The following is a 12,109-nucleotide window of genomic DNA, read 5'->3' on the forward strand; positions in this document are numbered from 1 at the left end:
TGCTTTCTCCCTGCGGGCAGTCAGCTCGCGTCTGCGACTCGGGCGGAGCTCTGTCGAACAGGACTTCCACGAGTAAGAGGGGGTCCGAACGATGGGCTACGACCGAGTTGTATCGACAGGGCCAACATGGTTGTCGCTATCGGTAACTCGATCCGAGCGTCTGTTCTAGAGATCCGACGTCCGGCTCACCGACGGTTACCCCGTTAGATGCAAGGAGCATACGATGCCGCACCCCTCACGCCGTCGACATGCTGAGCGGCGGGGGCTTCGTCTCTCGAGGCACCACCCCTTGCCTGACGCCAAGCGCTCATTCTGTGACGCCTTCAGCGCTACGGATAGGCCGATTGACAGCCTTGCACCTGCATCACTTCTCGCCTGACGCGGAGATCGACGGGCAGAAACCAGCCGAGCATGGTATCCAGAAGGGCCCTGTCGCTGTCGGGGTGGCATGCGGGAGTTCTGCACAGAGTTGCCCTCCAGGCGGAGCGGCACTGGCCGGTGACGCAGATGAAACCTCGAGGACGCACGCGTCGTCCCACCCGACGAGGCAGCAGCGGGGATCGGCTGCGCACACGGCCGCCACCTCGGGGCCACAATCGGCGCCTAGGGCGAAGCCCGGCACGCAAGGATCGTGCAGGCACTTGGAGGGGCCGCCGGCAGCCACGCTGGTAGCGGCGTTCCTGGAGCCTCGGCGCGCGCCTTCGGTCTGCGTGCAGGGCACGCTCGTGAGCCGCCGAGTGGAAGCCTCCAGCTTGAACCGCTGTAAGTCCCACGTCCGGACTTCGGACCGCCGGCCGATCTCCCAGGTCGTGAACGTGGTCTGAAACATCGGCGGTGTGGATTGGCAGGAGCCCGAATCCCCCTGGACATCGGTGCGCACCACGTTCTCGCCGGAGTACGTGCCACCACCTTTATAGATCTCAACCGCCGACACGAATCCTGCGGGGTTGGGCCCGGCTACCGCCCGGTCCAGGTCGAGCAGGTTCGTCTCGAAGGGACCGTCGCCGTCGCCGTAGCGTTTCCCGACGATCCCGTTTGCGCCCTGGGCCACCTGGATCCAGAGCGCCTCGCGAAAGCCCGGCATGAATACGTTGTTCTTTGTCCACATCACTTGGCCGCCAACGAAAAATGCCTCGCGGGGCATCCCCACGATCAGCGAAGCTGCGGTGGTGAACTGCGCGGTGGTGTCCCATAGGACGACTCCGCTGGACAAGTTCAATGTGGCCTCGTCGAGCACCGCCGACAGCACCACCGCGTTCAATTGCGCAAGGCAGTTCGCAGTGATGCAGAACTTGAAGTTGCGAACCGTGCCCACGATTCGCGAATGACCGTCACCGACGATCGTAGCGACGTCGGTGATCGCAGCCCAACCGTTCTGCCCGACGATTTGGTACGACTGGTAGCCCCCGGGCGTTCCATCCGGCTCGACCTGTGCCACGAACAACTGTTGTACGCCCGCCGCTGGAATCGAGAACTCGCCGACGCCGATGACCCCTCCCTGCTGCGTGCGGACGACAGCCCGGATTGAGGCATTCGCGGTCGGCGGCAGGTTGTGATACGCGACCACCCACTGCTTGTTACCCTCCGCGCCAACCTTGCCCAGCCATGGCTCGTAGCCGATGAAGGGCTGGCTGTAGAACGTCCCGCCGACGAGGAAACTGCCGTCCAACGGATCGACCGCGAGCGCTACTCCTTGCGCGTAGGTCCCGGGTGTCCCGTCAGCATTTGTAATCAGGAACTCTTGCCCCCAACGGAATACCCCCTTGGCGTCCAGCTTGATGATCTTGGGAACAATCCGGCTAGGATCCGTGCTCATCGGCGAGTCACCGAAGAGGACGAATCCCCCATCGCGAGTCTGGCGCACCACGCGCCAGATATTGCGACCGTAAGAGTGCGCCCACAGCACCTTGCCGTTGGGAGCGAGCCTGGTGAGGATGGTGGTGGAGGTGGGCTGAAAGCCTGAGAATCCAAGCAAGGCGTAGCCGCCGTCCTCTGTCGGGCAGATCGAGATGGCGAAATCCCAGAGATCGACGGTATTGTAGATTCGATTGAACGGCTGGGCCGCAGCGTTTCCGATCGCAAGCAAAAGACAGGCGGCGAGCGTCTTGCGCATGACAGCTCCCTCTCTTTATGCTCTCGTCACCCCATCACTGGTTTGGCGCGAGTCGCTCCAGCGCGGCGGCAAATGCATCAAACGGCTGAGCCCCGCTGAGAACTGCGATGTTCGTGAGTTGATCGCCCTCAACCCGGCCCAGGAGGAAGTGTGGGGTGCCCGCGACGCCAGCCCTTTCCGCCACGGTCACGTCCTCCTTCAGGCGCGAGCTTGCTTCCGGCGACCCAATACACTCAAGGAGTGCGGCCGAATCGAGGCCCACGGATCTTGCGATTTCGCGGTACGCGTCTGCCGCAAGCTCAGTTTGGTGATCGAAAAGGGCGGAATAAACCGGCCAGAACAGGTCCTTCCTCCAGGCGCACACTGCGACGAGTGCCGCCTGCCGCGCCTCGGGATGCACTCCCTCCAGGGGGAAGTTCCGGAACCAATATCTGGCCTTTCCACTGTCGATGAAAGTGGTCTTGATGCGGGAAAACGTGTCGTTGTGGAACCGCTTGCAGTAGGGGCATTGAAAGTCCGCGAACTCAACGATGCCGAGTCTGGCTTCGGGCTTTCCCAGGACGGGCGCGTCCCCTAACGAAACTCGAGCGGGCGCTGGCGGCGCCGGGGGCGTGCGGAGGCTCCTGACATCAGCCCTAAGCGCCCTCAGCTCCTTGATGATCTCCTGGAGCTGTCGGACGATCTCGTCCGTAGCCACTGCTGGTGGCGTTGAACGCTCGGTCGCTTCCTGACCAACAACCGGCAGGGCCGGAAGGACAGTCAACAGCAAGCCGGTAGCTACTAAAAGGGACCGCGTAACTGACATCGCCATTTCCCCCTATCCTGTGGCGTTCGCCGAGAGCCTGGCCCCCGTTGGATCGGTACCATCGCTTCTGCAGAGATCCCGTTCCGATCGCCTTTCACGGAAGACGGTCGAGCCTGTCGGATCAGTCGGACATAGCCGCTAGTCCCTGCCCTCTGAACCGGTCGACGCCAAGAGAGTCGGCCTCACGGGGCCTCAACTGCTCAGCTCGCGCACGAGTTGCTCGACCTTCGCGCGCTCTCTCGGGTCGATCTCGAGGCGAAGTGCCTCGCGGAAAGCGCGGAGAGCGTTGGGGCGGTCGTCGAGCTGAAAGAGGTAGACGGCACCGAGAGTCTTCCAGACATCGCCGCGAGCGGCGGAGAGGCGCAGGAGCACCTCGTACAGTTGCGCCGACTCGCGGTAACGGCCCAGCTGGTAGGCGGCTCGAGCGGCGTTCTCAAGAGGCAACGGGTCCGCAGGGTTGCGTCGTGCCGACTCGCGAAAGCTCGCCAGGCCATCCGCAACCCTGCCGCTCTCGGCGAGTGCCACGCCGCGTTCTAGCAGTACCGCTGGCGCGTGACAACCAGCCGCAAGCGCCTCATCCAGCACTTGCAGGGCCCCGGCGCGGTCGCCCCCGTCGCGCAGCAGGCGCGCCAGATTCGAGGCGGCCACCGGCTGCGTCGGATCGAGTGACAGAGCGCGGCGGTACTCCTGCATCGCCTCGTCCTTCCGCCCCAGCCTTAGCAGGGCGCCTGCGATGTTCGCCACCGGCACCGCGGACAACTGGTGCTCCTGCGCCGCGCGGCGAAAGGCGGCCAGTGCGGCCTCGTGCCGGCCGGCATCGCGCAAGCATTCGCCGGCGAGCGAAAGGGCAGGAAAATTGTGCGGGTCGCCTTGCACGATGGCTTCCAGCTGGGGCAATACCTCCGGACACTTACCCTCCTGCACCCGTTGAACCGCCCGGTGGAGCTCCTGTGCAACTGCCGTCATGGAGCGCGGGTCGGGTAGCTTCTCTCTGACCCGGCTGCCACCCCCAGCCTCCAAGTAACCGAGACTCGCGAGATGCTCGCGCTGCTCGGCAGAAAGCACCATATCTGGCCGCACGTCGGGCTCGAGGCTTTCGCCCATTCCGGCGAGCATAAGGTCCAGGCGCTGCTTCCACCGCGCTGCTTCCACCGGCAGTGCGTTTACGACATCAAACGCCTCGCCTGGATCCTCCGCGCGCCGGTACAGGCTGTCGTGTGGGCCACGAATGTAGAAGAAGCGACCGTCAGAGAGCGCCCGAAGCGGATACCATTTGTAAGCGAAGAAGGGCAGGAAACTCTCCGTGTAGCTCGGCCTATCGCACCCCGATCCTGCCGGCAGGGGTGACAACGTGGCACCGTCGAGGTCCGTGGGCAAAGCGAGACCGGCCCAGCTAAGGAGCGTCGGCGTGACGTCCGCTGTGCGAACCAGGCAGTCCACCACACGCCCGCTTGGCACATCCGGTCCGGCGAGGAGGAGGGGTACCTCGCGTGCGCCACGATATGGCAACAGTCCGTGGGTCAATTCGCCGTGCTCGCCGAGCATCTCGCCATGGTCGCCCACGACCGCCACATCGACGTCGCTCGAAAGCTTGCCCAGCAGAGCTCCAAGCTGCTCGTCAACATAAGCAATTTCACCGTCGTAGAGCCGATGCGGACCGCTGATCGAGTCGGCGAAGCGAGTAGGCGGGCGATACTCCTCGTGCGCGTCAAAGTAGTGCACCCAGACGAAGAACGGAGGCCGTAGCTGGGCGAGCACAGCAAGCGCGGCCGCCGTGGTGGCCTCGGCCTGGCGTTCGCTCACGTCCGTAGATGCGGCGTAACCGGTGCCGAGGTCGTCGTCGTAGATGCGGAACCCACGGTCGAGACCGTGGCGACGGGCGAGGACTATCGCTGAGACAACTGCCGCGGTGTCGTAGCCCGCGGCGCGCAGCCGTGAGGCCACGGTCTCCACTCGGGCGGGCAGCGCAAACGTACCGTTGTCGCGCACACCATGGCGGGGCGGGTATAGACCCGTCAAGATGGTAGCGTGGCTGGGTAGGGTTATCGGTGCCGCAGTGTCGCAATGCGAGAAGCGAACTCCGCGGCGGGCGAGTGCGTCGAGGTTGGGGGTGCGGGCGTACGGCCAGCCGTAGCAGCCAAGGTGATCGGCGCGGGTCGTGTCGAGTGTGATCAACACCAGGCTGCGACCAGCCGCTGGCGACGGCATGGCCCACCCAGCGACTGCGGCCAGGAAAAGCAGGGCGGACAGCGGGCAATTCGCTCGTGACATCCTGGTGCGTGTGGGCAGTGCGGTATCCGCCCCCTTCACCATATGCTCTGAACCCGTCTCAATTCTGACCGTTTGTCAGTTGTCGATGCTAACCAACCTCCACTTCCTCTCGAGCGGAGACGTGGCAAGACCCTGTGACCAGAGCCGGCTCATGTTGCGCCAGCCAGGTAGTCCATCACTCCAGTCAGCGCCCCTTGATGCTTCCCTCTTTCCCCAGGTCAGCAGGGGCTAGTTCTGCACTGTCCCTACGACAGCCTGGAGAGCGAGCAGAAACTCCCGGTGAGCCTTCTCGAGCCCTGGGATGGACGCCATATTGCGCTCGATCGCCTCCGCGGCCTTCAGCAACTGCCCACGGTCCTTGTCCAGGGACGCCGCGGTCTCCTTGAAGCAGCCTCCCAGCTCACGGAGCAGACCTAAGTAGCCATCTCCTTTGCGCTGGGCGTAACCGCTGATGAACTCGCGCGACGCCTGAACGACGCGGTCGGAGCACTTCAACCCGTGAAGCCCGGGACGGGTCCGGTACAGTGCTTCCTGCCAGCGGACCATCTGGAGGATGTCGCCGGGGTCGCCTTCACCCTTCTGAAGCATGGTCGAAAAGGAGTCCAGCCGCTGGAGCAGGATGGCATGCTCGGACAAGGCCTGTTCTGGCTGGTTCTTGGCGACAGCGTCGGAGAGATCCTTGAGCGTCTTCAAGGCGCCGAAGGCATCTCCCCCGCCCTTTGCCACGAACGGCTCGAGGATGGCGATGATCGGCTTCACGTGCTGCTTCATGAAACCGACGTACTGGGCCGGTGAGATTTCCTTCTGATGCAAGAGCTTCTCGGCCACCTCGGCCTCGGTCTTTGCAGCGTTGGCACCGAAGGCCGCGGCCAGCCGGTTGAAGACCTGGACGTGGTTGCTCAGGACATCCTGGATGGCCACGCTGACGGAAACCGGCTGCGCCAAGATGGTGAAGGCGTTCATCGGATGCCCATGTTCCAGCTCGAGGAAGTGGATTGGGACCGCGTCGGCGGTTGATACCTGGTATTTGACGGCGATCCAGCGGTTTTCTCCGGGCTGCACGTTCTCGAGCGTAATTGTGCCGCCGGGCCGGAATTCCACTGTCTTGCCCCCCACGATCTCGATCTGCGCCCCCTGCAACTGGTCCTTCGCGGGCGAGTCATAGTTCAGAACGATGTTCCGTGGGAAGAAGGCGGCGTTGTGAAGGAGCGCGAAGTGGATGCCGGTGAAGTGCGCCACGTTGTGGCTGACGTTCAGGTTCCGTTGCGCCTTGTTGTTGTCCAAGATAATGAGGGACTGCCCGTCCGAGGCGCCCGGGCTTTGCCCGTTCAGGCTCGGCGACTTGTAGGGGTCGTCGGGTGTCGAGATCTGGACCGCGATGCAGGCGTGGGTAGAGGCGGTGGCAGGCTGATTCCAGTAGGAACTCTGCACCAGGCTTTGGTCGGCCGCCGCGAAATTCAGCGTGGCCGTGCCCACCGACGCGAAGTTGCTGCCCGCGCCGAAAGGCGACACCAGGAACTCCGCGGTGACGGTTGCGGTCGATCCGGTTGCGTTGCGGCTGACGCGGACGAAGCCGTAGTTGTCACCCAACGTTCCGGCGCCCGCAAACATGTTGTCCGTGGGGTACCAGTCGTTCACTGGAGTGCCGGGGGTGTTGCTACCGCGGTTCCACACGTCACTGCTGTAAGCCCAGTTGGTGGTGTAGTTTGTGGATGGTTCTTGCCCGAGGTCGTGACTGAGGGCCGTGTCGGTCCAGTCCCGCACATAGAAGTCCTTGTCGCCGGGCAGCTGAGTGACGGCGGTGGCGCAGCCGCTCATGGGGCTCACGCAGGAATCGTTGGCCGTCGCCGCCTGGATGCGGTAGTAGTAGGTCGCCCCGTGGACCACCCCGTTGTCGGTATAGGTCAGCGTCGGCGCAGTCACGGTGGCGATTCTCGTGAAGCCCGCGCTGCAGCTCGTCTCGTTACGGAAGACGAAATAACGCGTGGCATTGAGGCCGCCCGTGGTCCAGTTCAACGTGACCTGCTGGTTGTTAGCGGCGGCCGTGAGGGTTGGAGTAGTCAGGGAGGGGCACGAGGTCTGGTTCTGGTTAGCGGGGTCACCAGCCAGACCGCACGCGATGCCGTGGCGGTTGAGGGCCGCGAAAATCGCTGCCGCGTGCGGTGTGCCGTTCGCCGGACCGTCACCGTCATCGTCGATCGCGCGCAGGACCGTGTACAGGCTGCCAGCGCCACATCCGTTGGAGGTCTTGGTCGTGGTACCCGTGCACGTGTACATATTCGTGGACTGGGGCATGCCAGTATAGAAAAGCCGGTCCTCGAGCTGCCATGCGCTGACGATGTCCAGGTTGGTTGGGGCGGCTACCAGGTCCCGGTTCACGAGGTCCCAGAGGGCTTGGGTGGGGATGCCCGATTCACAGTGGTCTTCCCAACCGCAGGGGCCGTTGTACGGCCCAGGTGCGCAGGTATACCCGGGGTTCACTTGCCCGTTGTTCTGGGGTGTCCACGCCGTCGGATGGGTGTGCTGAGCCCAGTCGGCATCCCTGACGCCCGTGCAAGCTGTGCATGCATCTCCGTAGCCCCCGCAGTTGCTGCCCCCAAGGAAGCCGCTGCCAGTGCAAGACTGGTGGGTCTGCAAAATGGCCGTCCAGTCGGCGCGCGACTCAATGGGCTTGTTGTCTGTCCCCGCTCCGGAACCATCGTTCGAATCCATGCCGTGTCCCCACTCGTGCATCGAGACGCCCGGGAGTTCACCTGTGTTGTTGCAGCCACCAAAGGCCTGGTAGAAGTTGAGCTTGGTGCCATCCCAGAAGGCGTTGCACGTGCCGGTTAAGTTCACGACATCCGTAAGTTGGGCCTGAAGCCATGCGTTGGTCGGTAGGTAGCTGAAGCCCTTCATCTTGATCTGAGTGACGTTCCAGTCTTGAGTGCGCGCGGAGTGGGTGTTTCCAGCCCCGCCCACGCCGGGCGTCGTGCAGTCCGTCCCAACACCCGCCTGGTTGGCAAAATCAATGAGACCGATTGGGTTCCCCGCGCGCGAGATGGCTCCGCAGTTGTCGGTAATCTTCACGCCGCCAGCAACCCCAACCCCGGGGCAGCCGGTCATGGTGGACGTTCCGCCGACTCCGGGGAAATTGCCCGATGTGTCGGTGCAGATCGCTGCACCGTAGTCGGTGTCGGCGAAGGGCTCGGTGACCTCGGTCTGAGGCTTGTCGGTTTTGTAGACTCCTCCCTGAATGTGCCCGTACGCGTTGGTGTCGATGAAACGGACGAGGTCGCCCGTGTTCGCATTCACGAGCGCCTCCCAGCTTCCTAATACTCCCGGCCGCTGAAACGCGAACTTGTAGACGAGCATGTACCCGATCATCTTACCGAAGGGCACCTTGGGCGCGTCCGGGTCGAGCCCCGGGGGCGTAATGGGAATAATCCCTAGGGAACCTTGGTCGAGCCATTTGTCCCTGTCCATGCCGCCGACATAGGACTCCAACCTCGCCTTCGCTCGATCGAGGGGAAGAGTGGGCTTTGGGTCCAGTTTGATGTCCCCAATGTTCGTCACTCCCACCTGAATGAGGTTGCCGTTGTTGATCGCGAGGAAGACCGACCCCCCTTCCACGGGCACCCCGCCGTGGGCCCACTGGAAGCGCACGAAGTAGACGGAGTTGCCGACCGGCACCGTACCTACAGGGTCCAGAACAAGCTCCTCCGGGTTCACCTGCAAAGCAACCCGATTGCGCACCAGGAACTCCCTGGCCAAGGATTCCATCTTGGCTCTAGGTATGCAGGAGGGACGATCGCAGTCCGCCCCGAAATCCTGCCACCGCAGCTTGTTCGCTGGGCCGGGGATGAACGGGATGGCACCGCCCTCGACGAGGTTCGCCCGACCGGTCCGCTCGTCAATCAGGAAGCGCCAAGACGAGCCGTACTCAGACTGGAAGCGCTTGATATCAGCGCGGTACGCGAGAGGCTCTTTGACCGCCTCCGCGTAGGTCAGCGTCCGCGAGACGCGCAGCTCCCGCTTTGCCATGACAAGCTTGTCCAGGGGTGAGGGGGCCTTTTTCACCACCTGCGCCAGTGCGGGCACAGCTAGGACGGCCAAGACCAGGCCCAGGACAACGCCCCGCGTGATTGGACCCTTGCGGCCGTTCATAGAGCTCATAAGTGAGCCTCCCCCTTCAATTCAGTACGCGTCTATTGGAACAACTGGGAGGGATCCGACGGCTACAAAGGGCCCGATGGGTCTACCGGATGAGCGGCTATTTATCACTTCCCGCGTACTCTGTCAACACAAAAAGCGTTTCCATTCCAATCGCGTCATCCCGAGCTGGTTTCCGTCCTCCAACCGGCCAAAGACTCCATACCCTGAGCGCGCTCGTTGGCGGCGAGCGAGGCCGAAGAGTCCACTCCCGATCAGGACCTCATCGCCTGTGGAACTGTGGGTTCTGCCGGCGGCGCAAGTCGAGGACCCGACGGTGCGCAAGTGTAATGGAGACGGCGCGGATGACTCGCAAGCATAGGCGCGGCGATCGCCAGACGATCTAGCAGCTCTGCGGCCTGGCTAGCGGCCGGGGAGTCTGCGAGTCCCAGGCTGTACCCCATCGCCAGCATTTCGCGGAGCCCAGCAAAGTCACGTTGGCTCGCCCTCCGGCGCAGGGCGATAGCGAGCAGGAGCCCCGCAATGGCGTTCCGCTCGGGGGTCGCGAGTCGATCAAATTCTTCCCGCCAATGCGTCCTGTGTCCATCAGCATCCAGACACTGAAGGATTTTGGTGGTGCCATCCGCTGTGAGCTTACCGGGCGGGATTTCTACGGGCGGCGTTCTTCCGGGCTGCAGCGCGGCCGCGCACAGCAGACCCATCACGTAGGCCGTGTGATACGCGGTCGCGAGCAGGTAGTCCGACCGCTCATCGCCCTTCAGCTCATCAAGGCGTTGCAACTTCGTGCTTTGCGAAGGCAAGAAGCCCGCCCGGTCCTCAACGCGAGCAAGCACGCGGAAACCAAAAGCTGCGGCGGCACTCCACGGTCCTCCGGTGAGGGGCCAAGCCAAAATGACCTCCCCGCCCAAGTCGTAGTCCTCCTCGTCCAGGCACCGGCCGAGCGCCGCTTCCGCTTCTGCAAGAATTGCCGAAATGGGGCGGGGCAACCTGCGCGGTAGGAGATTCAAGTCGGTCACGTACATCAAGGCGTGTGTGAAGGCGTAAACGTCGTCCCGGCTACCGCTAAGCAAATCCATGCGCCGGCCTAGAACCGAGTCTCGGGCCGCTGCCCGCTGCTCCACGCCAGAATTTGATCGTGAACCGCCCCACATCACTTCGAGCCACCGCTGTTCGAGAACGCGGTGAGGCAAACGTTCGCGCCCAGCGCGCACCTGGGATTCAAGACTCCGCCCCAGCACGGCGTCAAAGCCCGGATCCAGATAACCAAGCCTTGTCAGGCATATGTGCGCCTGCGCATAGTCAATGGCCAAGGCGGGCTCCACGCATAATGCCAGGAGCATGCGCTCGCAGCGCGCAAGGGGGATGAGGCGCTGAGCGAGGCAGCGAATTCGTTCCTTCACTTCGGAATACTCGCCCGCCGCTGAGGCGCTCAGCAGGAGAAGGGCCGTCTCGGCTATCACTTTTTCGGGACGGAGGCTGTGTCCCGGCTCGCTGGGGTCGGTGTACCCCTTGGCCGCGAGCCGGTCCACCGCCTGCTTCGCTATGTCGAGAGCATGGCTGAGGCGCCTTGCCAAGTCCGCGGTGCTCCAGCTCGCGGTTGTTCCGGGCCGGGACTCCGTCGTGGGCCTCCCCATCGCCACGCTCCCCCGCAATTGGCGGTCGGTTACGACTGTATTTCGCCAGTCGCAGCGCGAAGCGCCCCCAGGTTCTCGACCGGACCTCCGGTGTTACCGTGGACGATGAGGACATGGACAAAGTACCGCATGGTCCCGCAGAAGCCCTCCCAAGGCTCGTCGGCGAGCGACACTGAAGGTCCTAGCTCGGCAACCAGCTTTCCGATGGCCGCAAAGTCCACAGCTTTACTCTCTAGCGCTTTCTTTACGATCTCTTGGTGATTGATTCGGACACTCACGTTCGCCTCCCTTTCGTCGAAATTTGAAATTTGAGCCGATCAAACAGAAGCAGCTTCACGCACGAGTTTGGTGGGGCTCGGGGCACAAGCGTTTCACCGCAGAAAGGGGTAACGAACCAACGGGCAAGCTCACCAATGAGCGGGGGGGTGTAGCCGGGCCGGCGGCTGGGCTGCTCCCGGATATTGTGGCGGAACAACACGCTTTATGGTTACAATCCGGTTCCGACCTAAGAGAGTGGCTTTGGCGCGGCAGGTCTTCGACGCCGTTTATCTCGAACGGCTGCGCGGCGGGGACCGCGAGACCGGCAGGCACTTCTACGCCTACTTCGCCGAGCTGATTCTTATCAAGGTAAGGGCGCGGCAACGCTCTTCCTCCTTCGCTGAGGACGTCCTTCAGGAGACGCTCGTTCGGGTGCTCCGGGTGGTGCGCTCTCAGGAGGGACTGCGGGATCCAGGGTCGCTCGGCGCCTTCGTCAGCTCCGTCTGCAACAACGTGCTGCTCGAGTTTGGCCGCGCCGAGGGCCGCCACCGACCGCCTCTCGTGGAACCAGCTCCCCTTCCGGACCCGACGCCCAATCAGGAGATGCGGCTCATTACCGAGGAGAGAAAGCACGCGGTGCGACGCGTGATCGACGGGTTGCCACCCAAGGACCGTGAGCTGCTGCGCGCCGTGTTCTTGGCGGAGCACGAAAAGGACGTAGTCTGTCAGCAACTTGGTGTCAGCCGAGACTACCTCCGGGTCTTGATCCACCGGGCCAAGAACCAATTTCGGGCCCTCTACCTGCAGCAGGAACAGGGGCCCGCTTCGCACTCTGAAGCTGGTCGCCGGCCTTCCCGGCGATCCGTGGGGGGGTGA

7 protein-coding genes are annotated in these 12,109 nt (G+C 63.4%); 1 reads left to right on the plus strand and 6 read right to left on the minus strand.

All coding sequences use genetic code 11. The features are described from left to right. Positions 1-364: 364 nt before the first annotated feature. The 6 genes from VN461_11440 to VN461_11465 form a co-directional block, all read right to left on the minus strand. Entirely contained in the window at positions 365-2,113 is a 1,749-nt protein-coding gene (locus VN461_11440; protein ID HXB55390.1) for a hypothetical protein, read from the minus strand. Positions 2,114-2,147: 34 nt separating this feature from the next. Next, positions 2,148-2,882: a thioredoxin domain-containing protein gene (locus VN461_11445; protein ID HXB55391.1), complete on the minus strand. Its 735-nt coding sequence runs from the start codon at positions 2,880-2,882 to the stop codon at positions 2,148-2,150. A gap of 228 nt (positions 2,883-3,110) precedes the next feature. Then, a complete protein-coding gene (locus tag VN461_11450; GenBank protein ID HXB55392.1) occupies positions 3,111-5,231 on the minus strand; it encodes a sulfatase-like hydrolase/transferase in 2,121 nt (706 codons plus the stop codon). A 186-nt stretch (positions 5,232-5,417) separates the two neighbouring features. Next, complete coding sequence (locus VN461_11455; protein HXB55393.1) at positions 5,418-9,344, minus strand: hypothetical protein; 3,927 nt, start codon at positions 9,342-9,344, stop codon at positions 5,418-5,420. 251 nt (positions 9,345-9,595) lie between these two features. Beyond that, positions 9,596-10,651: a hypothetical protein gene (locus VN461_11460; protein HXB55394.1), complete on the minus strand. Its 1,056-nt coding sequence runs from the start codon at positions 10,649-10,651 to the stop codon at positions 9,596-9,598. 353 nt (positions 10,652-11,004) lie between these two features. Continuing rightward, positions 11,005-11,253, minus strand: a complete 249-nt coding sequence (locus VN461_11465) for a hypothetical protein (GenBank protein HXB55395.1) — start codon at positions 11,251-11,253, stop codon at positions 11,005-11,007. Between the two features lie 235 nt (positions 11,254-11,488). Between VN461_11465 and VN461_11470 the strand changes: the two genes are divergently transcribed. Next, positions 11,489-12,109 (plus strand): sigma-70 family RNA polymerase sigma factor, encoded by a 621-nt coding sequence (locus VN461_11470; protein HXB55396.1) that lies wholly within the window; start codon positions 11,489-11,491, stop codon positions 12,107-12,109.

The organism is Vicinamibacteria bacterium, from assembly GCA_035570235.1.
Lineage (GTDB): Bacteria > Acidobacteriota > Vicinamibacteria > Fen-336 > Fen-336 > DATMML01.

Excerpts from the sequence above, each read along its gene's own strand:
- VN461_11440 (HXB55390.1), bottom strand. The coding sequence starts at position 2,113 with ATGCGCAAGACGCTCGCCGCCTGTCTTTTGCTTGCGATCGGAAACGCT.
- VN461_11450 (HXB55392.1), bottom strand. The coding sequence starts at position 5,231 with ATGGTGAAGGGGGCGGATACCGCACTGCCCACACGCACCAGGATGTCA.
- VN461_11455 (HXB55393.1), bottom strand. The coding sequence starts at position 9,344 with ATGAGCTCTATGAACGGCCGCAAGGGTCCAATCACGCGGGGCGTTGTC.